The 23,439-nt window shown below is 43.2% G+C and carries 18 protein-coding genes; 8 read left to right on the top strand and 10 right to left on the bottom strand.

Going from position 1 to position 23,439, the window contains the following annotated elements:
• Window positions 1-43: 43 nt before the first annotated feature.
• The 5 genes from OCU77_RS20735 to OCU77_RS20715 form a co-directional block, all read right to left on the bottom strand.
• On the bottom strand, window positions 44-2,332 hold the full coding sequence (locus OCU77_RS20735) for a glycoside hydrolase (RefSeq protein ID WP_048900612.1): 2,289 nt from the start codon (window positions 2,330-2,332) through the stop codon (window positions 44-46).
• A 128-nt stretch (window positions 2,333-2,460) separates the two neighbouring features.
• Window positions 2,461-3,306 carry a DUF2861 family protein gene (locus OCU77_RS20730; protein ID WP_048900613.1) on the bottom strand — a complete coding sequence of 282 codons (846 nt, stop codon included), beginning with the start codon at window positions 3,304-3,306 and terminating at the stop codon, window positions 2,461-2,463.
• A complete protein-coding gene (locus OCU77_RS20725) occupies window positions 3,303-3,968 on the bottom strand; it encodes a response regulator transcription factor (RefSeq protein WP_048900614.1) in 666 nt (221 codons plus the stop codon). The genes OCU77_RS20730 and OCU77_RS20725 overlap by 4 nt, the downstream gene beginning before the upstream one ends.
• Window positions 3,965-5,464 carry an ATP-binding protein gene (locus tag OCU77_RS20720; protein WP_084711887.1) on the bottom strand — a complete coding sequence of 500 codons (1,500 nt, stop codon included), beginning with the start codon at window positions 5,462-5,464 and terminating at the stop codon, window positions 3,965-3,967. The genes OCU77_RS20725 and OCU77_RS20720 overlap by 4 nt, the downstream gene beginning before the upstream one ends.
• Window positions 5,465-5,554: 90 nt before the next feature.
• Window positions 5,555-6,466 (bottom strand): LysR family transcriptional regulator, encoded by a 912-nt coding sequence (locus OCU77_RS20715; protein ID WP_048900615.1) that lies wholly within the window; start codon window positions 6,464-6,466, stop codon window positions 5,555-5,557.
• Between the two features lie 220 nt (window positions 6,467-6,686).
• Between OCU77_RS20715 and OCU77_RS20710 the strand changes: the two genes are divergently transcribed.
• Window positions 6,687-9,605 carry an MGH1-like glycoside hydrolase domain-containing protein gene (locus tag OCU77_RS20710; RefSeq protein ID WP_107302727.1) on the top strand — a complete coding sequence of 973 codons (2,919 nt, stop codon included), beginning with the start codon at window positions 6,687-6,689 and terminating at the stop codon, window positions 9,603-9,605.
• A gap of 225 nt (window positions 9,606-9,830) precedes the next feature.
• On the top strand, window positions 9,831-11,006 hold the full coding sequence (locus OCU77_RS20705; protein ID WP_048900650.1) for an MFS transporter: 1,176 nt from the start codon (window positions 9,831-9,833) through the stop codon (window positions 11,004-11,006).
• 141 nt (window positions 11,007-11,147) lie between these two features.
• Here OCU77_RS20705 and yghU read toward each other — a convergent pair whose 3' ends face one another.
• Window positions 11,148-12,005, bottom strand: a complete 858-nt coding sequence (yghU, locus tag OCU77_RS20700) for a glutathione-dependent disulfide-bond oxidoreductase (RefSeq protein WP_048900616.1) — start codon at window positions 12,003-12,005, stop codon at window positions 11,148-11,150.
• A gap of 133 nt (window positions 12,006-12,138) precedes the next feature.
• On the opposite strand from yghU, the gene OCU77_RS20695 reads away from it, so the two are divergent.
• Window positions 12,139-13,350, top strand: coding sequence for a DEAD/DEAH box helicase (locus OCU77_RS20695; protein WP_048900651.1), 1,212 nt, complete (start codon window positions 12,139-12,141; stop codon window positions 13,348-13,350).
• A 106-nt stretch (window positions 13,351-13,456) separates the two neighbouring features.
• Here OCU77_RS20695 and OCU77_RS20690 read toward each other — a convergent pair whose 3' ends face one another.
• Window positions 13,457-14,692 (bottom strand): leucine-rich repeat-containing protein kinase family protein, encoded by a 1,236-nt coding sequence (locus OCU77_RS20690; protein WP_107302726.1) that lies wholly within the window; start codon window positions 14,690-14,692, stop codon window positions 13,457-13,459.
• Between the two features lie 249 nt (window positions 14,693-14,941).
• Between OCU77_RS20690 and OCU77_RS20685 the strand changes: the two genes are divergently transcribed.
• On the top strand, window positions 14,942-15,544 hold the full coding sequence (locus OCU77_RS20685; protein WP_048900617.1) for a 2OG-Fe(II) oxygenase: 603 nt from the start codon (window positions 14,942-14,944) through the stop codon (window positions 15,542-15,544).
• A gap of 274 nt (window positions 15,545-15,818) precedes the next feature.
• On the top strand, window positions 15,819-16,442 hold the full coding sequence (locus OCU77_RS20680; protein ID WP_048900618.1) for a PEP-CTERM sorting domain-containing protein: 624 nt from the start codon (window positions 15,819-15,821) through the stop codon (window positions 16,440-16,442).
• A gap of 120 nt (window positions 16,443-16,562) precedes the next feature.
• On the opposite strand, the gene OCU77_RS20675 is transcribed toward OCU77_RS20680, so the two are convergent.
• From OCU77_RS20675 to OCU77_RS20665, 3 genes are all read right to left on the bottom strand, one after another.
• Window positions 16,563-17,198: a CatB-related O-acetyltransferase gene (locus OCU77_RS20675; protein ID WP_048900619.1), complete on the bottom strand. Its 636-nt coding sequence runs from the start codon at window positions 17,196-17,198 to the stop codon at window positions 16,563-16,565.
• A gap of 415 nt (window positions 17,199-17,613) precedes the next feature.
• Window positions 17,614-18,705, bottom strand: a complete 1,092-nt coding sequence (gene aguA / locus OCU77_RS20670) for an agmatine deiminase (protein ID WP_048900620.1) — start codon at window positions 18,703-18,705, stop codon at window positions 17,614-17,616.
• Window positions 18,706-18,759: 54 nt separating this feature from the next.
• Complete coding sequence (locus OCU77_RS20665) at window positions 18,760-20,178, bottom strand: APC family permease (RefSeq protein ID WP_048900621.1); 1,419 nt, start codon at window positions 20,176-20,178, stop codon at window positions 18,760-18,762.
• Window positions 20,179-20,474: 296 nt separating this feature from the next.
• Between OCU77_RS20665 and arcC the strand changes: the two genes are divergently transcribed.
• The 3 genes from arcC to ptcA all read left to right on the top strand — a co-directional run bounded on the left by arcC (window position 20,475) and on the right by ptcA (window position 23,434).
• On the top strand, window positions 20,475-21,395 hold the full coding sequence (arcC, locus tag OCU77_RS20660; protein ID WP_048900652.1) for a carbamate kinase: 921 nt from the start codon (window positions 20,475-20,477) through the stop codon (window positions 21,393-21,395).
• Window positions 21,396-21,426: 31 nt separating this feature from the next.
• Window positions 21,427-22,050 carry a TetR/AcrR family transcriptional regulator gene (locus OCU77_RS20655; RefSeq protein WP_048900622.1) on the top strand — a complete coding sequence of 208 codons (624 nt, stop codon included), beginning with the start codon at window positions 21,427-21,429 and terminating at the stop codon, window positions 22,048-22,050.
• 337 nt (window positions 22,051-22,387) lie between these two features.
• Window positions 22,388-23,434: a putrescine carbamoyltransferase gene (ptcA, locus tag OCU77_RS20650; protein WP_048900623.1), complete on the top strand. Its 1,047-nt coding sequence runs from the start codon at window positions 22,388-22,390 to the stop codon at window positions 23,432-23,434.
• The last annotated feature ends 5 nt before the right edge of the window (window positions 23,435-23,439 follow it).

Genomic DNA, 23,439 nt, shown 5'->3' with positions numbered 1-23,439 from the left:
CAGTGACATTCTAAATGATGCGGCGCAGTCTAAGTGATAAAAGTTAATTAAACGCTTTACTCGACCAGTATACTTTTTCCCCTGTGATTAATTCAGCAACGAGGGAGTGTGCTGCTAATTGATCCTGACCATATTTAAAAGGTTCACCTGAAAAGTTAGCTGTAATTATACTGCCATCACTGAAGCGAGTTTGTTGGATGTTTCCTTTATTATCTAACCATTTAAAATCTATAAGCTGTTTATTCCACAGCTGTTGATGAATCGGTTCATAGCCTGCTTGGTAGTGTTTCAGTGCCTTTATTCTCGGACTATTGACACTTTTGGCTTCATCACGGCTGAGATGAATCATGGCTGGTGTGTTATAGAGCATCGAAATCAAATCACGCTCTGTTTGCACGTTACTGAACTTGAGGCTATCGCTGTGCCAGTGGTGGCTGTTAATCACTTCATCATGAAATACGGTTTGGTATAAGGGTACGCGGTATTGTGGTGCAAACAGCAGTGTTTTATAAGGCGCTTTTACCTTGGCTGATTTGAAGAAGAAATCAGGCTTATGATCGGGATACCAACGTCCAAGATAATACGGTGAGTTTTTATTACTCTTCATGTCTTTATCTGTCCAGCCAAAGCCGACTGTTTCTAAGCCATGAGCAAAAGCTGTCCCTGTCGTGGTTAAGCTATTGCCATCTTCTGAGCCTAATACTACCCCCGTATTTTTTGCTATCCAGTCCATGCGATTGTTAAACCCATTAAGCATCTGGGATTCATTACTTTTAGCATGGTAATCTTCACGTGCCATTGCAGTGCCATCAACATCTAAAAATAGGCTATTGAAACGCCCGTATTTCACTATGTCTTTGACCCTTTGCTGAACGTACTTTAAATCACATATCGGGTTGAGGTAGTAGCCATTGCCTCTAAAGCCTTTTTTCTTGGTGCCATCCGCAAGCTCAATGGCACATTGCTTACGCATCGCATTCGGTAATTGGGCTGTTAGCCAACCATCATTTAAGCCCAGCGGAATGGCGGTATTGTAAGAATCGTAGGTTGCTACAAGGTAGCCTGCTTGTTTGGCTTTATCGACCATCTCTGGTTGATAGAAAGCGGGTATCCAATTGTCTAGCCCTAGCCAGAGTTTGTGAATACCTGAGTTTTTGAGTGATGCAATCATGTCTTCTGACAGTGCCTGTCCCCACTTTTTACTATTATTCAGATAAGGCTGGGCATGCTGTGCTAACCATTTCTTTCGTAACTGAACGGCTTTAAATTGTGCTGCAATGCCATTGTTCGTCAGGGTTGGTAGAGGGGCCGGATACTTAGTGCGAAGCGAGGCATTAATACTGTCGACCAATAATTGTTTATGATAATGGCTTAGCCAATCCTTACCTTGAGTGAGTGCTTTGAGTTCCTTATTCGCTTCTGTGGGAATGGCAAGTGTTGAACGCGTAAAGTACCAGTCTTTAAGTTGCCACCAGTTAACCACGTCTTCTGGACTTATCCCGTCAGAACCGAATAGGTACACCTGAGAAGCGCCAATCATCTTTGCCACATTCGGCGTTGTTTTAATTTTTTCTGCAAGGGGAGTCGCTAAACCTTGATTGATTCGGTATTGGCGATAGCGTTTTGCGCCATCGAGGCGTTGATCATCAAGGCTGATCTGCACATCAAAAGGCTCGGTTTGATTTAGTGGTGTAAATTGGTGAGAAGCGAACATATCCACCTGCTTTTGAGTGCTGGAAAAAACTAAGCGGTTGTTTGTTGCATTCAGCAGCTGGACAGTGACATAACGGTCGCTGTTTTTCGCTGTCCAAAAAGGCATTTTTAAATCTTGAGTTGTGTTAGCACCCGAGTGGTTTTGCTCCAGATACTTGCCCCAAGTGGCATTATTAATGGGAATGCGCATCCCTTCACTAAAAGGCAAATAAAGCGTTTGGGTCTCTTTTTGTGGCAAATCAAACCATGCCAATGTCATTGGGTGATTTCTCGCGATAATGACGTTGTTATCGAGGCTAAAAGAGAGTGTTAGATTGTCTTTCAAGCTTGCTTTAACGTGAATGTTACTGGGTTTCAGCGTCCACTCGGCTTGATGAGGTGAAGGCTGAACGAGCTGATTGATGGTCTGAGGCTTTCCGTTGACCGTTAAGTTTGGTGAATTGACTGTCATGGAGGTTTGGTTCGTCGTTTGCCAGTCTAATTTTAGAGATGCAGGCGTAATCGTGACGACTTCAGCAGCATTTTTTAATTCGATGCTGAGTGCACGAGCATTTACTGAAGGCGCAGCCAATACGGCTATCAATGCTGCGAGTGGAAAAGGTTTTGTTACGAGTGACATGCTTAACTCCGTCTGTGTTTATTACGGTTATTAAACGTTATCTCTGCCTCTCAATTGTCACCTGTTTGTCTCTATTTCTGAAGTGATAATAGCTTGATGAGCTGTCTTAATAAAAAAGCTTCTGGTCGTTAAGGTTTAGCTGAAAAGGGAATGGCAACCCTATGGATATACTCAATTTTTACACCTGATTGGTACTCAAAAATAGAGGCTGATGCACTTAAATAGCTCGCCTTGTTGGAAGGTGGAGAAGGGATAAGCGTGTTTGTTTCTGTATCCGTTTTACTCTGCGTTACTTTTTTGAGATCTATAGGTCGCTTTAAGCCAATTTGGTTATAACCTTGATCAAACCACTGCCAGCTCAGCGCGGGTGGAGAGCAGTGTGTAACCGTTTCCGGCAAATGGGTTATAAGCTGGGGGTTACGCGTTCCCTTTCGGGCTAGCCAATTTTCAGTGTCATTGTCTGCAATAAGGAGTGGATAGCGGTTTGTACCAATCTCTAATTGATAAAGCCCTGCTTGGGGTTTCGCGAGCAGATCATCGGTTTCCCACTCTTGATAGCCACTATTAGGCAATAGCTTTCCTTCGAGTAGTTGCTTGCCCTGTGGGTTATACAGTGTAAAGTTTTGCATCAGGCTCGCTTGTTCAGCAGAGAACTTGATTTGATAGCCAAGGCTGGACAGCCCCGAACGACTAATGATGGCTAAAGATAGGGTCGCAGGTAAGTGTGGTGGATTACTCATTAACTCTTGCCCACAGCTTGTCTGTGCCATTATTTCATTTTTGATCGGTTGCCAATGAAGGCTATCTATATTGGATTGGCCAACTGCAAGCAGCAGCTCTTGCCAAGCTCGCTGCGGGTGCGCCGCGAGTAATGCATCGAGTGTTGGTTGTAACGGTGAGTTGGGAAACCAAGAAGCTCTCCCAGCGATTGGTGCTAGCAGGCACCCTATTAAGGCGAGTGTTTTTATTTTCATGACGTAGTTGCCTCCATTAGGCGGTAACCAATGCCACGATGTGTTTCTATATTGAGTTCAGGGAATTGCTGACGAAGTCGCAAAATATGATTATCGACAGTGCGTGTCGTTGGAAATGCCTGATAGCCCCAAATTTTGTTGAGTAGCTCTTCGCGATGAAAAACACGCCCTTGATTTTGGATTAATAAAAGCAATAGCTGAAACTCTTTAGGCTTGAGGTTTATCTCAGTGCTTTGCTGCTTAACAATTCGCTTAATAAGTCGTTTTGAGGGGTCAATGGTCAGTGATTGGTAGCTGATTTGCCCGGAACCTATAGGGCGCAGTTGGGTTATGATCCTTGCCAGTAACTCTTCTTGGGCAAAGGGCTTAGTCATATAGTCTTTTGCGCCAGTCATCAGCCCTTCTACGCGCTGCTCTACATCCACTTTTGCTGTCAAAATGATCACAGGTACTGCTTTCAAGTTAAGCCAGTACGGCAAATGTTTGAGGCTATCGCCATCATCCAGTTGGCGATCAAGTACCACTAAATCGGCTTTAAACCAATATTTCTCTACGTTGTGAGATGCTGTTACCCAAGTGCATTCAAAGCCATGAGCGACAAGGTACTGACGTAGGCCATCGCCTAGTAATACATCGTCTTCAATCAGTAATATATGGCTCATAACGGTAGCTCCAAAATACATCGGGTTGGTTTTCTTTTTATGATTAATCGTCCGCCCATTTGGGTCATTAATCGCGCGACGATGCTCAGCCCGATCCCCATATTGTTGGGGCGTTGTTTAGGCGATAACTCGGTTAACCAGCGTTCAAACAATGAAGGGAAATACCCATGATCGCAAACACTGATACGTAGTGTGTTTGGCGATTTTCCCTTGGCTTGTATTGTTGGTAGTAGCTCAACCTTAACGCTGACTTCACCTTTCCCATGTTGCTTTGCATTGTTGATCAAGTTGTCTAAGCAGAGCGACAGCCAATAAAAAGGCAAAGTAAGTGTACGGTTACTTTCATGTTGATAGCCACTGTATGTAAAATCGATCTCATGTTTATCACAAACATGTGTTAGCCATTCTTCGAGCTCTGCGGTTTGTTGTATCAACTGTTGGTTCTTATCGGTACTCAGGTAACCTTTGCTAGTCTCAGTTAGTTGGGCTAATCGTTGGTGATCGGCGAATAACCGCCACATTGCTTGCTGAGATGCTTGATTTAGATTATCGAATTCGTCCCTAAACATTTCGACTGTTAGCCCTAAACTTGCAATAGGTGTCCGTAGCTCATGGGTCAGCAGTTGTAGGATAAAACGCTTATCTCGATTTTGTTGCTGCCTTTGAAGCAGGCTTTTTAAGCCAATAATGACCATACCAAACAGAAGTAGTATTGAAATGAGCTTTAATGGCGTTGTATTTGGTTTCTGGTCGCTTAAACAGAGATTGCTGTAACGAAAGGCGCAGCTATTCCCATTCAGTTTGATAGCGAGATCATTAGCTATGGGTTGCCAAACCTTCGCGGGTATTTTTTTCCAGCCACTTTCGCCACTTAGCCATAAATCTTCTTTTTCGAGCCAAGCTCGATAACCATTTAATAGAGCATCACGTCCTTTCGGTGAAAGCTGATTAAAGAAGCCATGTAAAGGGTGCGCGGGATTGTCCGCACTTAAATAATTCTGAAAAGGAACACTGATATTGGTGATGCCTTTTTGCTCGAAGTAGCGATCAGCATAGCTTGCGCCAGCGGGATGGCGAAGGGCATGCTTACTAAACCAGCTTAAATCGAGTACATCGCTATCTTTTTTATCACTTTTTTTTCTTTGAATAGAACAAATCGCCAATTCAAACTCGATGGCCGTTTTAAGTTTCTCATTACTCGATGTAGGAGTTAAGCACGTTGAACTCACCGTGGCCAACTGTTGAATATCTTGCCAAGTGTAATGGTCAAAATCTGGGTATTGCACTGCAGATTGCAATAACGTGTTCGGGTATTGGCTTAGTAACTGTTGCGAAAGTGTCACAGGGTTATCGCGCCAATTTTGTTGATAAAAAGCCAGCCACTTATCTTGCAAACTCATTGTATTCGCGACGGCAGAAATACTCGTGATCAGTAGCACTAACAATAAAGAGACTTTTTGCCAATAGAAGCCGTTTGAAAACCGAGATAAGCGCATAAAGTGGCGATGAGATAAGAGAAGATGTACCTAATGGTATCGTTTTTTCGTTTTGATTTGTAACCCCAGTGTCAACATTGTCGTTAAGCCTTACGATAACTTAGCAGCGAGTTGAGTGATCTTTTCCATGAGTACCAAGTGAGATTCTGATGTCTCTCTTCGATGATGGTAAATGCCCACTGTGCCTGCATTGGGGGCTTTTTCCATGGTTAGACATCGTAGGCCAAAAGATTCCAGATACGTTTGTAGCGCTTTGGTGTAAGACATAATTGCCACGCTACTCTTAAGAGCATCGATACTGGCAAGTAAAGAATCCAGCTCATAGGTTGCGCGTTCATCAAGTTGCTGGCGATCACGCTCGTGTTGTTTTGGGGTTGGGTTGTCGACGATATGACTGAATTTCTTCGCATCATAAGTGACCGAGAGAGCTGGGTATTCGTGCAGCATGTCGTTGGTGACTGTTTTGCCTAAGAGCGGGTGATCAGGTGAGACAAAATAAGCGTCGGTCGTTTGAAAGAGAGGGATAAAAGTCACATCACATTTTTCAGATAACCCCACGATTTCATGGCCAATGAAAAACTCGATCTCTTCATTGATCAATGAGTCCATTAAGCAGAGGTGATTACCAAATTCAACATGGGTGGACGCTAGCGGTGACAGTGTAAGGTGTTCATCCAGTGCTTGCTTTACAAACAGTGGCCACCACGCATCGCCAGTGCCGATTTTAATTTTGCCCTCTTGATATTTTTTCCTCTCGCCAATGCTTTGTACCATAAGGTTGTATTCATGCTGCATCGCATTACTATGACGATAAAGAATACGCCCATATTCGGTTAATATCATGCCCTTCGATGTTCGTTCAAACAGCTCGACATCAAGGTTTTCTTCAAGTTTCTTTAGATTACTGGTGACTGTTGGTTGGCTCAGTCCTGCCATTCTTGCTGCTGCGCTAATACTTTTACAACGCGCGACAAGTAAAAACTGTTGTAGAGATTTATCCATGTCATATTCCTTAAAAGTGCGAGCCATTTTGCACAAATTTACTTGCAAATCACAAATTTGAAATCATGCTCAAGTCAGAATAAACATATTTCATGGATCTAGATCACGGCTGGTCGTCGCGATATAGCTTTTATCTATGACCTGGCGTATCCCACCTATTTTTCCTGCAAGAGTGAGTTTTTTACACTGGCGCACAAAATAATGAATGGAAGGGATGAAGATGAAACCGAGTATTATCGCGCTTGCTGTCGCATCATGTATCGGGCTTGCCGGGTGTAATTTTAACTCTGACTCACAAGAGAGTGTAAATATGCCGACTGTCGCACCGAAACCTGAGGATAAACCCATTATCAGCGAAGATTTGTATCTGCGCGGTTTAAATGGTGATTGGGGCACGGCAACGCATGCCAAGCTGAACTATTTAGGTGATAACAAGTACGAAACAGTACTTCGAGTGGCGCGCGGTAGTAACCAGTTTAAGATTGCCGATCCTGGTTGGCAGCTAGAATACACCCACTTTACTGAGCCCACTGAATTTGACGTAGCGCAGGACTACGATCCGAAACCGGACACAAATGAAAACTGCATGAACGATGACTGTAACTCAGTCATTACTTTTAAAGAAAAGGGCTATTACAAGTTTTCTGTCAGTTTTGCCGATGAAAGCCGTGCAACTATGACGGTAACCAAGGCGACTCAAGCTGAAGCCGAGAAGTATTATTCAGAGGCCATTATAGATCCAGCCATGGTTCACAAAGGCCATCAAAGTAAAGAAGCAAAGCAATTTTCCAACTTTGATGGCACTAAAGATACCGTGGTGTTCTCTGTTAAAGATCCACAAGCCAAACAGCGTGAATTCGGTATTTCAACAACGACAGAGTTACGCGATGCCTTGGATCAAGGTTTAATCGTCAACGAGCAAGCAGGCCCAAGAGTGGTGACGGGTGATCTTGCCTTTGATGCGCTGTTTGCGATGAGCCTGAAAGAGCTAAGTCAGTTGTCGGTATCTGAAATCAAAGACGGCAACTATAACTACAATAAGCCAATTAAAGCGGAAGTGTTTGAAACAGGTGCCAAGTGGCACTATGTGTGGACCCGTGATTTAGCCTATGCGGCAGATCTCTCGTTAGCATTGATGAACCCAACACGGGTTGAGAATGGACTTAATTTTAAATTGTCTGGCTTCCGTGCCAATACTGGAAAGCAATACGATGGCGAGCAAATTGTCCAAGATACAGGAACGGGAGGGAGTTGGCCGATCAGCACCGATCGTACAACGTGGGCGTTGGGTGCAGAGCGATTACTGTCTGCACTAGACAGTGAAGCGTATGAGCAATTTGCAGAACGAGCCTATAATGCGATCAGCAATACACTGGAAGCCGATCGCTTAGCGGCCTTTGATCAGCAATCTGGCTTGTATATGGGTGAACAGTCCTTCCTTGATTGGCGAGACCAAACGTACTCAACGTGGACACCGCAAGATGTGAACGCTATTGGTAGCAGTAAAGCCTTGTCGACGAATGTAACTCACTACCGAGCGATGCGTTTAGCGGCGAAACTGGCTGAGCAGTTTGATTCGAGAAATGCGGTTAAATATAACGAATGGGCTAAGCAGTTAAAATTAGCGATCAATGATAAGTTCTGGAATGCACAGCGTGGTATGTACGTTAGCTATTTATTTGATAATGGCAAAGATATCGCGGTAGATAAATATGACATGCTTGGTGAAGCATTAGCGATCATCAGTGGTATCGCGAGTGATGAGCAAGCCAAGAAGATCATGAGCAATTACCCACACAGTGAATTTGGTGTGCCCGTGTACTTCCCTCAGCAGCCTGATGTCCCCGTCTATCATAACCGTGCGATTTGGCCGTTTGTGACGGCTTATAGCTTGCGCGCAGCGAAGCAAACATTGAACGTGGCCGCAGCGAATAATGCGGTGCAATCTTTGGTGCGTGGAACAGCCACGAACTTATCTAATATGGAAAATCTCGAATGGCTATCAGGTAAGTCATTTATTATTCATAGCGATCATGGTGCGGATGCCAGTCTTGATGGCCCTGTGATTAATTCACAGCGTCAACTTTGGTCGGTTGGTGGTTACCTTAATATGGTGGTGGAAACGATTTTTGGCATTCATACTGAAACTGGACACATTGCCGTTAGCCCGTTTATTACAGGGTGGATCCGCAATAGTTTATTTGCGCATTCTCAGCAAATTACACTCGAAAACTTTAGCTTCAAAGATAAAACATTCTCAGTCACTATCGACTTGCCACCAGCGAACGATGATATGTCTGGTTACTACCCAGTTGATAATGTACAAACCGATAAAAACGGTAACTACCATGTCACTTTAGGTGCGTTGGTTGGAAATGATGACACGATCAAGGTTATCACGGGGGTGAAGCCTTACGCGAGTGATGATAGTCGTGTGTACTCACCGAAAGAGCCAATATTAACAGCAAAGGCGCTTGATAATGGTGGTGCTAAAGGCGTTGCGATTGATGTTCAGAGTAAATACAAGGTTAACTTGTACCGCAATGGGCAGCTTATTCAAAAAGGTGTCACAGCACAGCAATATACTGATACCTCACAAGGGTTTGCCTGCTACATCGCCGAAAGTGTTAATGACCAAGGTTTTCGTTCAAACCCAAGCCAACCTGTGTGTGTGGGTGATGAAATTCGCGTCAAACTTGAAGGTGATTACTACACACTTAAACAAGGCGTTTCTGTGGTAACGGTTGATCAAAATAGTGGGCCTGTAAAAAGTTTGACTAGCTTTGTCGTTCCTAAGACAGGGACTTATCAAATAGCCGCTTGGTATAACAATAACCTCGGTCAGCTTAATACAGGGATCACGAATACGGTGAAGAAGATCGAAGTGCTTGATGATGCGGCTAAGGTGGTTGGTCAGGGTTATATACAGATGGGGCATATTGGCGAGAACAAAGGGATGCGTTATTCAACCCCAGTTGAAGTCAGCTTAGAGCAGGGCAAGGTATACCAGTTTACGATTAAGGATCATTTTAATATGAGTTACCTTAAATCGAATGAAACATATATATACGCTGGTGGTGTTGATGGGATAAAGAATGAGGCGAAAATTGCTGATATTCGCATTACACCGTTACAGTAAATGCCTTAAACCATGTGTCTAGTAAATAGCCGTTGAAGTAATTCAGCGGCTTTTTCGTTTCTGCCGTTTCTAAAGTTATAACTTCCTTCTCTTAGTAGTCTTAAAATTGATTGTTCGTTTATGGTGAATAATGAATTCAAAATTTAATCAATTATCAAATTTAATTTAATGAATATACTGGCCCCATACTTTCCAAGACTCACTAGTAAAAGAATTGAGATGATTATGAAAAAAGAAAAAATGCCACTGCAAGTATGGATTTTGACCTTAGCAGCGTTTGCTATCGGTACTGCTGAATTCGTGATTGCAGGTCTGCTTCCGCAAATCGCAACCTCACTATCAATTACCGAGGGGCAAGCAGGCTACCTCATCAGTGCATACGCGTTAGCCATTGTTTTTGGCGGACCGATTCTGACTATATATCTCGCTCGATTTAATAAAAAAGCAGTACTAGCCAGCTTGATGGTGCTGTTTATTCTCGGTAACGCGATGTCAGCCTTTGCCCCTAACTACACAATTTTAATGATAAGCCGAGTGATAACCGGCTTAGTCCAAGGTCCTTTTTACGGTATTGGTGCGGTTGTTGCGACAAACTTAGTGTCTGAGAAAATGGCAGGCCGAGCGGTTGGTCAGATGTTTGCAGGTTTAACATTGGCGAATGTACTGGGTGTTCCTGGTGGCACTTGGATTGGCTTGCAATTTGGTTGGCACAACACTTTCATTACTGTTGCCGCTTTAGGTCTGATTGCTATGGTTTTCATTCTTAGCGTGATTAAATCAACAGGGCATGGTGAAGCGAAAGATGTGAAAGCACAGCTAATGGCATTTAAAAACCCAATGTTGTTGATGAGCTTGGCGATCACCGTATTTGCATGGTCTGGTTTCATGACGCTTTATGGTTACATTGCACCCATTGCTACTCACATTACAGGCTACGGTGAAGAGGCTGTAACATGGATTTTGGTTATCGTTGGTCTAGGCCTAATTGTAGGTAACACTGTAGGTGGACATTCTTCTGATAAAAACCTTCATAAAGCATCTATGTTCTGGGCATTTGCAATGATTGTATCTTTGGTGCTTGTTGGTTTAACTGTCGGTAATCAGTTGTTATTCGTTGCAGCAGCATTTGTTTTTGGTATCGCTTCTTTTGCAAACGTACCAGCAATGCAATTACGAGTTATGAATCATGGTGGTGAAGGTCAAGAGCTGGCTGCAACAGCAAATATTTCAGCATTTAACTTAGCGAATGCATTCGGTGGCTTCCTTGGTGGCATGGTGTTGGACAGTAACCTAGGCGCTGGCATGATTCCTTACGCAGCCATTATTGTTCCTGTATTGGGTTTGATATTGATTTCGGTTGCCAATAAACGTGAAACGTTAGCACTGGCTACAGCAAACTAATACTAAGTAACATCATCGAATCAAGTTGTTTGATAGAAAATAAATAATCCTACGCACGATAAGAAAAGCACCCAGCTGAGCTGGGTGCTTCTGTATTAAATATGGTGCAGTATTAAGAAGTGAGGCACTAACAAGCCTGTACTAGTTTTGCTTTGCCATTACTTTATTAATATCTTCTGCGCTATGGCGTTCAGGCACTTGTTCCCATTCTTCACCCCAAGCTCGATTAACTAACCTACCGCGCTGCACCGCTCTTCTTTCAGCAATTTTCTGTGCCCATCGCACAACATTTTTATAGCTGGCAACATCAAGAAACTCAGCAGCATCATACAGTTTGCCTAGCACCAAATTGCCATACCATGGCCAAGTGGCTATGTCCGCAATCGAATATTCATCGCCTGCTAAGTAAGTATTGTTGGCTAATTGTTTATCCAGCACATCTAACTGGCGTTTGGCTTCCATGGTGAAGCGATTTATCGGGTATTCAAATTTTTCTGGGGCGTAGGCATAGAAATGACCAAAGCCACCGCCTAAATAAGGTGCAGATCCTTGCAACCAAAAGAGCCAATTCATGGCGCTTGTGCGTGTTGCTAGGTCTTTAGGCAAGAAGTGACCAAATTTTTCTGCGAGATAGAGCAATATCGCGCCAGATTCAAACACGTTAATTGGTGTTTTACCTGAGTTATCGACTAATGCAGGGATTTTTGAATTTGGGTTTACACCGACAAAGCCAGATGAAAACTGGTCACCGTCGCCAATACGAATAAGATGAGCGTCGTACTCGGCCTCGCGGACCCCAACAGCAAGTAGTTCCTCAAGCATGATAGTCACTTTTTGCCCGTTTGGCGTGCCCATTGAATAGAGCTGTAATGGGTGTGAACCAACAGGCAGGGCTTGTTCGTGTCTTGCGCCAGAATCAGGGCGGTTGATGCTTGCCCATTCGCCACCATTGTTATCGTCCATTTCCCAAACGTTGGGTGGTGTATATACCTTTGCCATAGTGTGTCCTTTTGATAGTACAAGAAAAGAGATGCGGTGCATCTTAGCGGCAGATTCTGCTAAACTACGCGGCTATGCTTTCAGCCATGTTTTTATCATAGCTGCTAATTACTATTTTCTACCGAGATCCTACATGTCATTCTCTAAGCTTGGATTACACGAATCAATCCTAAAAGCCGTCACTGAATTGGGCTATACCAGTCCAACACCTATTCAAGAGAAAGCCATTCCCGCTATTCTGAAAGGGCGTAACTTAATTGCTGGCGCACAAACAGGTACGGGTAAAACGGCCAGCTTTGCACTGCCATTGCTAACAATGCTTGATGATGAAGTAGAGGTACGTGCAAAACGTATTCGTGCGCTTATCTTAACACCGACGCGAGAACTGGCGATTCAGGTAGAGAAAAACATTGCCCAATACAGCAAGTATTCTCAGCACACCTCTTTAGCTATGTATGGTGGTGTTGATTACGCCGATCAAAAGCAACGCTTGATTGATGGTGTTGATATTCTGGTAGCGACTCCGGGTCGTTTGCTGGATATGTATACTCAGCGTGCGTTGCATTTTGATGCGCTTGAAGTTTTGGTGCTTGATGAAGCAGACCGCATGCTGGATATGGGCTTTATTGAAGATATCAATAAAATCATGGAACGTTTGCCAGAAGATCGTCAGAACCTACTGTTCTCTGCGACGTTATCTAAGCAAGTCCGTGCGTTGGCTAAAACTGCAATCGAAAACCCTATCGAGATTTCAGTACAGGTTAATGCGGATACTGCACCTAAGATTGATCAATGGTTAATTCCTGTTGATAAAGACATGAAGTCATCATTGCTGAGCCATTTGATTAAAGAGAATCAGTGGGAACAAGCGCTGATCTTTATTGAGACCAAACACGGTGCGGCTAAGCTGGTTTCTCAGCTTGAAAAGCGTGGCATTGTGGCAGAAGCCATTCACAGTGGTCGTAGCCAAGCTGCGCGTGAGCAAGTGCTTGAGAAGTTCAAATCAGGTGAGCTGAAGTTGCTGGTTTCAACAGGTGTAGCTGCGCGTGGTATCGATATAGACGATCTTGATCGTGTTATTAACTACGATTTACCTTACCCAGCGGATGAATATGTTCACCGTATTGGTCGTACTGGCCGTGCGGGCGCATCGGGTGAAGCGATTTCATTAGTGTCGAAAGACGATTTCAAAAACCTGTGTATGATTGAAAGTCGCTTAGGTCACTTATTAACACGTAAGTTGGAAGAAGGGTTTGAGCCGCGTAAAGAGCTACCAATCTCGATTCTAAACTATGTGCCAAAGAACAAGCGTAAACCTGCGCGTGACAATAATAAGCGTCGTTAACACACAAAATTTGTTTGAGCACTTATATTGAAAATTCGTGCTTATAGCTAGAAATGGCGGACTCAACAAATGAGTCCGCCATTTTTGTTTTCGGCTTAGCTAGAGACTAGATACGTTCGAGTAAATCTTGGTAAGTCTTAGAATCTTTATCTGCGTCTGCACAAACACTCAGTAAGTCGTCGATAAAGTGGTGGAGTGCACGCTGCTCTATGGTACGTATTTGTTGTTGCTGTTGTGGCGTTAGCATGTGATACATAGACGCCGCACCAAAATCACCAAAAATGATGTTCGCATCAGCATCAAACAAGGTGTTGTGTGCATACAAATCACCGTGACACACTTGGTTATCATGTAAGTGGGCAAACACATCTTCCATTTGCTGGATAATCTTGGCGATATCCGCGATAGGTAGGGTAAAGCCGGCTGGGAATGTATCGCGCGTACAAGTCTTTAGGCTAGGGGGTAAACCTAGGTTGCTGAAGTGGGCTGGGATCAAATTCATGATCAGGGCCAGATAGCCATCTTCACTGACTTGGGCAAGTGATTGTACCAAGTTCGGGTGATTACCGACCTTTAAGCACGCTTGTAGCTCGTCTTCAGGGTAGCCATCACTGGTGACTTCGCCTTTAAATACTTTTACTGCAATATCCGCAGGAAAGCCTGCATGGTTACCGTTCCAGCTTGCTTTCGAAATAACACCTGAGGCGCCTTGGCCAAGTAATTCTGCCAGTTCAAATTGCTTAGATGATACTGATGGAACTGTTTTCACTTTCAATGTGGACAGGCAAAAAGGGTTACCAGCAAAAGCAAACCACGCCAGCTTCGGTAGCTGGAAAAGCTGCTCTGGACATTGTTGAAGGTTATTTGCTGAAATGCGCAACAACTCAAGGTTCTCTAACTTCGCCATGCTTTGTGGCAAAGCTGTCAAACAGTTACCGGCTAACGCCAACTTTTGTAGGCGAGGGCGCTCACCTAATGAATCTGGCATCACCTCGATACGGTTATCTGTCAGGATCAACCAGCGTAGCTTAGGGGGTAAAGACGCTTCTGGTACTTGATTTATATGGTTAGATTTAAAGCCAATCATTTCAAGTTCAGGGCATTGCCCCAGTACCGCAGGCAGCGTATCGAACTGGTTATTCGAAGCAAAAATGATTTTGAGTTTAGTTAACTTTGACAGTTCGTCTGGCAATGAACTTAGTGCATTACCTGATAAATCCAGCACTTCTAATGTATCAGCTAAGGTAAGAATTTCGAGTGGGAAAACTGTTAAGCCTTCTGCAAGCTTGAGGTGTTTAGTACCGATAAGTTCGCCAGATTTTAGCTGAGAAAGAGTATGCAAAATGATGGATCCGTATAGAGTGAAAATAAGCGGGTGTATTCTACTCGAAAATGAAGGAAAAAGGCTCAAAAGCAAAATCTTTATCAATAGCATAAAAACGTCCAATGATTCTTTCGTGGCTTTCACTGCTAATACATTGATTTAAAGGTAAAATAACGAGGCTTATCGTTACGATAAAGAAATTGAATTGTTGCGACGGGGGGATGGTTATATAACGCGCATCCCTGAATAATTCGCAATGAAATGTTGATGAACAAGTTAATTGAAGCGCTAGATACAAACGGTTACTACATCTGGGATGACTTTCTTTCAACTGAACAAGTAGAAGACTTAAAAGCATGCATGCCAGATGAATGGAAGAAGGCATGTATTGGTCGTAACGATGACGTGATGCGTGAAGCTTCTATTCGCAGTGATAAAATCCATTGGTTAGCTAATAGTCAAGGTGCTGCCGTGGACGATTTCTTGTCTCGTATGGAGTCCATTCGTCGTGCTGCTAATCAACATTTCTACCTTGGCTTATTTGAATACGAAGCGCACTTTGCCAAGTATGAAAAAGGCGATTTTTATAAAAAACACCTCGACTGTTTTCATGGTAACGAAAACCGCCGACTCACGACTGTGTTTTACATGAATGACAGTTGGAGTGAAGAAGATGCAGGTGAGCTAGTGGTCTATGATTTAGACGGTAATATTATTACAACGTTACCTCCGAAATCAGGCCGTCTGTTTGTGTTTTTATCTGAGCAGTTTCCGCACGAAGTGCTGCCAACCAATAAGCCGCGTTTTAGCATCGCTGGCTGGTTCCGCACTAATGGCGTGACTGGTAATCAATTGGATATCGCGCAGTAAATTTTATTGCAACTGATTATCACCCTTACTTCCCTTATTGTGGGAAGTAAGTCTATTGTTTGCTTAACGCATTCATTACGACCAATAAATTCGTCAGATTTTTTTACACCTTTGTAAAACGTCTTTTGCTAAAAATCTATTTATTCCTTTTAAATTAATACGTTAAATTAGTCTTAAAAATGGGCCTACAACTTGCAGTATCTCATGTGTTCAACAATACCTTGGTTGATTAAGCCAAAACTAAATTGCTAAAACACAAGACAAAGAGGTTGATATGGATTTTCATAAGACATTACTCGGTGCAGCAATTGTTGCAGGAAGTTTGACAGCGACAGGTGCCCAAGCAGCTATTATTGACATCTTTGAAGGTGTCGGAGCTGGCGAGTTGCGAGCCGATTGGGAAGCGGCTGTAGGCTCTTTCTCAGAAGAAGATTTTACGGGTTTTGCTAATGACGGCAGTGAGGACTTTATTATCACTACCCAAGGCAGTGGTCATACTGGTTTTGGTTTTGCGAGTGATCGTCTAAATGATCGATTAACACCAAGCAATAGCACAACAATCACTTTTGATTCTGATATTTTTGCGTTTGGTGCCAACTGGGATTTAACGCCTGCAGGGCAGGGACTTGGTATCCAAATCAACGCTGGCGGTGAACTTTTAGTAACAGAGATTCCTTCTTCATTCTCTGGTGAGTTTTTTGGCTTTACGTCTAACATGGCAATTACGTCAATTATCTTGACGGGGGGAACCGATCCTGGTGGCGTTGCTGAAACGTACAATGCAGATAATTTTGTATACAAAGTGCCAGAGCCAGCAAGTATTGCACTCTTGGGCCTAGGTTTAGCTGGCATCGGCTTTAGCCGCAGAAAGCAAGCAGTCAAACTTAATCAGTCATAGCGTAAATAATGGTCAACACGCTTTATTATTTTGATTATTAGCGTGATGTAGCCAGTAATGATAATCCCTTACTGGCTGCTTGTTAGCACAAAAATCTACCTTTTAATAAGGTATTATGACCTAACAATGACGCTCAAAGGCGAGATGAGCTCGCTCTAGTGCGTCGATATTATCGCTACAGATGAGATCTTTTAACGCTTCGAATTTGGTTTCTGACCAATCATAAATCTTTAAAACCAATAATCGTGCGATAACATCTTCTGCAAAGCGTGTACGAATTACTTTTGCTGTACTACCACCTACAATGGAATAAGGTGGGATATCCTTAGTGACTACGCTGTTTGCTGCAACAATGGCCCCTTCACCGACAGTAACACCTGGCATTATCATGGCGCGCATACCAATCCAGCAGCCATCTTCTAATATAGTGTCCCCTTTAGACTGATAGGCATCTTCAATTTTATCCATAAAAGGATACAGCGAGAACCAATCTGCACGGTGGGTATGGTTACCACCCATAAGAATGACGGCTTCAGCGCCAATACACACGTAGTCACCAATAAAGAGTTTATCTATCTCCCAGCGTGGCTCCCAGTGTTTACTGACTTCATCACCATGGAGGTAGCGTACGACGGATTGTTCAAAGCCGTTATCGTATGCACCGCTATAGTAACTGTGCGTTCCTTTTAAGGTGATATTTTTGTTTTGTACTGTCTCATGGAGCATTTCCATTTTTGACCAATGCTTAACTGTCATTGTATTGCCTTGTATTTGCTTGCTTTGAAGAATAGGCCGCAAATGGACTGCACGCAATCAGGTAGCCGTGACACATTAAGTGATTACGGATGAGTTCATAGTCGGCTGATTGTGTGTGTCTTTGGCGGCAGTAAATAGTGAATATTTACTGCCTTAGCTAAGCAATCAGCGGGCGCTGAAGGTAGGCGATAGGTGTAAAGAAGGTACGTAACGGAATACGTGTATTTATCAACATAGTATGTACCTCCTTTATTGGAAATTAATTGAGTAGCAAATGATAGCCCTTTCTTCGTGTGAGTCAATACATCAAGTGGAGCATGATGTATGACCATCATAAAAAGAAACGCCCTTTATCTTTGTGATGAAAGGGCGTTATTGTTCAAGGCTACTCACACTTTGTGAGGATCAGCGTCAATTACACTTGCGGAATTTGCTGGGTAATGCAGTGAATATTACCGCCACCTAGTAGGATCTCTCGTGCATTCACACCTGATACTTGATAGCCCGGATAGATCGTAGCCAGTAAATCGGCCACTTCATCATCATGATCTTTATCGAGTAGTGGGTAAATGATATGTTCATTCGAGATTAAGTAGTTAGCGTAAGATCCAGCTAAACGCTCACCTGCAACTCGCTCCATGCCATCTGATGCATCAATACCGCCGGCTTCATCTTCAGTGATAAAGAGAGGGCCTGGCATAGGTAACTTATGCACTTTAATATGACGTCCTTTGGCATCCGTTTCTGTTTCTAGTACGTCTAGCGCCTTACGTGAGATTGGGTATTGAGGGTCATTTTCGTCATCACACCAAGTGAGGGCGATTTCGCCAGGGCGAACCACGTGAATGAGGTTATCAACATGGCCATTGGTTTCATCGTTAAATAACCCCTGTGGGATCCAAATGACTTTTTCGATGGCGAGGTGCTCTTTCAGTACGGCTTCAATTTGTTCACGTGTTAAATCAGGGTTACGGCTTGGATGGAGTAAACACTCTTCCGTTGTATACAGCGTCCCTTCGCCATCAACATGAATAGACCCCCCTTCAAGCACGATAGGGGCACGGTAACTATTGTCACCGAGTGTTTCACATACTTTACGCGCAACAGCATCGTCTTTATCCCATGGGAAGTACAAGCCATCAAGTAAGCCTCCCCAAGCGTTGAAGTGCCAATCAACCCCGCGACGTTCACCATTATCATTTACCACATAAGAAGGGCCGATATCACGCATCCAAGAATCATCCGTGCTCATTTCGAGTAACTGAATGTTGCTGGGTAGCATGGTGCGGGCGTTTTCAAATTGATGCGCACTGACCACCATGGTGACAGGGGTTGTTTTGGCGATAGCGGTCGCGACAGCAACAAAGGTCGCTTGCGCTGGTTTACCACCGTAGCGCCAGTTGTCAGTACGCTCTGGCCATGCCATCCAAATTCCCGCTTGTGGCTCGTGTTCAGCAGGCATTCTGAATCCATCTTGTTTTGGGGTGGTATCTAATTGCTTAGTCATGATCATGTCCTTATTCGTTTTTGTTTGAATTCGCAGATAAAGCAGGGGGGGGTACTAAGCGGTGTGCTCTTCATAAGTCACCGTTTTCTCTGATTGTGCTTTTTTCTTAACAGCTAATGTAAGCAGGTACTCACCAATCCCGACTGTGAGCAGTACACCAATTAAAACGGGTGCGCTGTATACCCAATCGACAGAAAGCGTGAAAAGATCAGGGAAGATAAAGAGCACCACTGCTTGAGCAATAGTGAGGAAACAAACGATGCTGAGTAGCCACTGCACGCCCATGCCACCCGGTACACGGAATGGACGTTCACGATCACCATCTGCAACACGAAGTTTTAAGTATGATGGGAACATGAAAAGGTATGGCAGTAAGAAAATACAGCTAGAGAAGGCAAACACAGACCAGAACAGTTCATCACTACTTTGCGCAAAAATGGCATAGGCGATGATGACAACAGTCGATAAGATTCCTGTTATGTTGTTTGCGCCAATCGGTGTGTCGTGTTTTTCTGACATCTTAGCGACAGCATCAGGTAGCTCACCTTCACAAGCGGCTTCTGCAGCGGCACGGCTTGCACCCATTGTCCATGTCACCATGTTACCGATGAAGGTTAACAGTGCCATTGTACCAATCACATACACCATGCTTTGGCCAAATAGACCAGTGCCAAACAACTTACGTAATGTGTCAATAATACCTGCAACTAGGCCTATATCTTGAACGGGCAGTGCCATCAAAATACCCACAGTGCCAAAAACATAAAGGAAAGCGGTAATTGCAGCGGCAAGGAAAATTGACTTAGGCATGTCGCGTACGTCTCTCATTTCTTTGGTCATTGTCGCGACAAGTTCGAAGCCCATAAGGTTGAAAACTAAAGCAGGTAAAAAGGCAACCCCAGTATCTAAACTTGGCATCATGGCTGAAATAGAGAATTCATTGGCAACGCCGTGCTTAGCGGCATATATAAATCCGCCAAAACCTAACACTGAAATAACCGTGATTTTTAATATTGCGCCAATATTCGTTACCCAAACACCCACATCGACAGAGACATTACAAATCCATATGGTTAACCATGTTAATGCGATACAAATAATGATTTGCCAAAATAAAGAAAGGCCAGGTGCGAATAACTCGGCAAACATACCTGCAAACATAATATATACAGCAGGCATCCATAATCCGACATTTATCCAGTAGAACCAAGTGGTTCTTACCGCCCATTTATATCCAAATGCTTTTTTTACCCAGTCGTAAATACCACCATCACCAGGGTAAGTTGTACCTAACTCAGAAGTGATTAAACCGTAAGGAATAACAAATATAACAAGTGTCACTAACCACCAGCCGATGGAACTCACACCAATGGATGCTGAAGCAGTTAATGTATCAACGACGATAACGGCACATAAGCTAAATAATGCTAGGCTCGTTACCCCCATTTTTCCTTTGGATACTTGCGCGTCCATAATGATTCTCCGTATCTATATTATTTCATTTATTGGATGTTGCGAAACGTTGCTCTGGTGTTTATTTAAGCAGGGAGGGATATTTACTTTCGTTATGAGAATCACTTATCGGTTTAATACTGATATATGACGAGCAGGCCGTGATGGAATAACCATATTTTAGGGTGAAAATAGGTGAGACCGCGAAAATTGATTCTGATCAAATGAATAGTGTGCTGACAGACGTAAGTTTTTATTCAAACCCGTGGTGGTGAAAAACAAGAAAACGTGATTTGTTGATGAAAGAGGGTGAAAGCATGAGTGATAACAAACCTATTATTGTCGTGGCGGTTGGCGGTAACGCTTTGCTACAACGCGGCGAGTTGATGAGCTATGAAAACCAGAAAAGCAATATCGCAGTGGCAACACAGGCGTTGGCAAAATTAAGTGAAGCGTACCGTGTGGTCATTGTTCACGGCAATGGGCCGCAAGTAGGTTTGTTGGCGTTGCAAAACCTTGCTTATACTGACGCACCACCCTATCCACTAGATGTGCTTGGTGCAGAAACACAAGGCATGATTGGTTATATGATGGCGCAAGGTCTTCAGCAAGCATTGCCAAACGGTAAAGTCAGTACTGTGCTTACACAAATTGAAGTGGATGCGAACGACCCAGCATTTGATGAACCAAATAAGTTTATTGGCCCAGTTTACGACCATGAAACCGCACAACAGAAAGCGACACAATATGGTTGGTCTATCAAAGCTGACGGTGAGTATTGGCGACGTGTCGTGCCATCCCCTATGCCACAAAAAATTGTAGAGCTTGATGGGATACGCACATTATTAGCGGCGGATCATACGGTAATATGTTGTGGCGGCGGAGGGTGTCCTGTGATTAATGCTGGAGAGGAATTTGGCTACCAAGGGGTAGAAGCAGTTATCGATAAAGATTTATCAGCGGCAGTGCTTGCCAAGCAATTAGGTGCTGAACACTACTTAATCCTGACTGATGGTGAGTATGTTTGTGTGGATTGGGGTACACCAAACGAAAAAGCCTTACATCAGATCAGTGTTGAAGATATTCAGCAGTACACGTTTGCTGCTGGGTCTATGGCGCCAAAAGTTGAGGCATGTTGTGAGTTTGCGACAGCAACAAAAGGCATAGGTCATATCGGTTCGCTCCACAAAGCCAGTGAGATAATGGCTAATCAATCGGGTACACATATCCATTTATAACAATAAGCATAATGCAAAGTAGGAAGCACGCATGAAGCGAGAATCAACCGAGAAGCGATTGGAACGGATACACACAGCTATCACGAACTTAGTCGCGCACAGAGATGTTAACGCGATTTCAATTTATGATGTTGCTAAAGAAGCCTCAATTGCGGCGTCAACAGTTTATCACCATTATCCGAATATTGAAGCACTCATTTATGGACTGATGGAGGGCATATTTGCAGATTTTACCCATGTGTTAGATGAAGCGATAAAGCCAGAAGAGATCCGTCATTGGAGTGATATTAATCGGATGATAGAGCAAGGCTTTGTTGATTATTATCGAGGTAATCCGCTCGTGCAACGTATATTGCTTGGTCAGCATACTTATACTTCTATACGTCATGCTGATGCGCAAAATGATCTTTTGTTAGCGGAACATGTAGAAGCTATTTATCGACGTTACTTTGTATTACCTGAGCTGCCAAATGATGTGAATATTTTTGCTATTGCGCTACAGGTTGCAGATAAGGTTTATTCAATGAATTATCGCGAAAATGGCGATATACCACCTGAAATGGCGCGTGAAGCAAAAATATTAACGGAAGCCTACTTAGGCACTTATTTACCACGTAATCTTCCTCGAATAAAGGCAGACCCGACATTGAATTGATTACTACACTTTACTCATGATATTTATCACATTGTTTTTGTGATTGTATTGTTATTTAAGTCAGTACTTTTGTGCTGGCTTTTTTTTGCCTGTGACTTTTTAACGGTATCAGAATCAAATATCGATAAAGACAAATAACGCTGACTGATATTTGTGATGTTAATCAGGAACTAAATTAGCTTTTAGTATCACTGACCGATTAGTGATTCTAGTTTAAGATTTAGTTTTTTATTCTGGCAATAATGATTCCAACAAAGCGGGAAACATTAGTTTCTACTTTCAGTTAATACTTATTAAATTTGCAACTGAATATCATAAAGAATAAAAGGAATATATTATGAAAATGCCATCTTCAAGTGCAACTAACCTAAACAAAGAAGGTTTACGTCATTTCCTTAAAACTCAGGATTACACTAAAAAAGAATTGAACGATATTCTTGAGTTAATGGCAATGTTAAAAGAAGCACGTAAAGAAAATGCATTACCCCAGTTGTTTAAAGGTAAATCGGTTGCAATGATTTTTGAACAACCATCAACGCGTACTCGCGTCTCTTTTGAAACAGCGGCAACAATGTTGGGTGGCCATGCGCTATTCTTATCACCTAAAGATATTCATCTTGGCGCAAAAGAATCGCTAGAAGATACAGGTCGTGTTTTATCACGTATGGTAGATGTGATCATGGCACGTGTTGATGAGCACAGCACAGTCGCAGGGTTAGCTGAGCAAGCTAGCGTACCTGTTATCAATGGCCTGTGTGACTGGCTACACCCAACTCAAATCATGGCAGATTTATTTACTATGGTAGAGCACCTACCTGAAGGTAAGTCTTTGAGTGATTTGACGGTAGCCTTTGTGGGTGATGCGACCAATGTGGCTTCTTCGCTGATGTTTGCTTGCACTAAATTTGGCATGACATTCAAACACATTTGCCCTGAACGCTTTAAAGCGCCGCAAGAGTGGGTAGAAATTGCGCTGAACAACTGCGAAACATCTGGTGGTAAGCTGGTTATTACCGACAACACAGACGAAGTGGAAGGGTGTGACATTATCGTTGCTGATAGCTTCTACTGGTTTGGTCAAGAAGACGAAAAAGAAATTCGTCTATCAACCTTCATTCCTGAATATGTTGTGACGCAAGAATTGATGGATAAAGCAGGTCCAGACGCTATGTTCATGCACTGCTTGCCAGCGAACGATCAGCGTGAATGTACACGTGAAGTCATGGAGTCACCACGTTCGATTATCTTTGATGAGGCAGAAAACCGTTTAACAGCACAAATGGCACTTTTGGTGTACTTCACACATCACCATATTCAAGCGCCAACTGAAGCAACTTTAGCCATGCATAAAGACAAAATTGAAGGCTTCTTAAAAACGCTATAAAAAGT

It is taken from the genome of Photobacterium swingsii (assembly GCF_024346715.1).
In the GTDB taxonomy this organism is placed as follows: domain Bacteria; phylum Pseudomonadota; class Gammaproteobacteria; order Enterobacterales; family Vibrionaceae; genus Photobacterium; species Photobacterium swingsii.
Note: the sequence above shows the minus strand (reverse complement) of the source record. Positions and strands in the feature narration are given on the sequence as shown.

Coding starts and splice junctions, on each gene's coding strand:
- OCU77_RS20695 (WP_048900651.1), top strand. CDS start 12,139: ATGTCATTCTCTAAGCTTGGATTACACGAATCAATCCTAAAAGCCGTC.
- OCU77_RS20710 (WP_107302727.1), top strand. CDS start 6,687: ATGAAACCGAGTATTATCGCGCTTGCTGTCGCATCATGTATCGGGCTT.
- OCU77_RS20730 (WP_048900613.1), bottom strand. CDS start 3,306: ATGAAAATAAAAACACTCGCCTTAATAGGGTGCCTGCTAGCACCAATC.
- ptcA (WP_048900623.1), top strand. CDS start 22,388: ATGAAAATGCCATCTTCAAGTGCAACTAACCTAAACAAAGAAGGTTTA.
- OCU77_RS20720 (WP_084711887.1), bottom strand. CDS start 5,464: ATGCGCTTATCTCGGTTTTCAAACGGCTTCTATTGGCAAAAAGTCTCT.
- yghU (WP_048900616.1), bottom strand. CDS start 12,005: ATGGCAAAGGTATATACACCACCCAACGTTTGGGAAATGGACGATAAC.
- OCU77_RS20725 (WP_048900614.1), bottom strand. CDS start 3,968: ATGAGCCATATATTACTGATTGAAGACGATGTATTACTAGGCGATGGC.
- OCU77_RS20655 (WP_048900622.1), top strand. CDS start 21,427: ATGAAGCGAGAATCAACCGAGAAGCGATTGGAACGGATACACACAGCT.
- OCU77_RS20735 (WP_048900612.1), bottom strand. CDS start 2,332: ATGTCACTCGTAACAAAACCTTTTCCACTCGCAGCATTGATAGCCGTA.
- OCU77_RS20685 (WP_048900617.1), top strand. CDS start 14,942: ATGAACAAGTTAATTGAAGCGCTAGATACAAACGGTTACTACATCTGG.
- aguA (WP_048900620.1), bottom strand. CDS start 18,705: ATGACTAAGCAATTAGATACCACCCCAAAACAAGATGGATTCAGAATG.
- OCU77_RS20715 (WP_048900615.1), bottom strand. CDS start 6,466: ATGGATAAATCTCTACAACAGTTTTTACTTGTCGCGCGTTGTAAAAGT.
- OCU77_RS20705 (WP_048900650.1), top strand. CDS start 9,831: ATGAAAAAAGAAAAAATGCCACTGCAAGTATGGATTTTGACCTTAGCA.
- OCU77_RS20680 (WP_048900618.1), top strand. CDS start 15,819: ATGGATTTTCATAAGACATTACTCGGTGCAGCAATTGTTGCAGGAAGT.
- OCU77_RS20665 (WP_048900621.1), bottom strand. CDS start 20,178: ATGGACGCGCAAGTATCCAAAGGAAAAATGGGGGTAACGAGCCTAGCA.
- arcC (WP_048900652.1), top strand. CDS start 20,475: ATGAGTGATAACAAACCTATTATTGTCGTGGCGGTTGGCGGTAACGCT.
- OCU77_RS20675 (WP_048900619.1), bottom strand. CDS start 17,198: ATGACAGTTAAGCATTGGTCAAAAATGGAAATGCTCCATGAGACAGTA.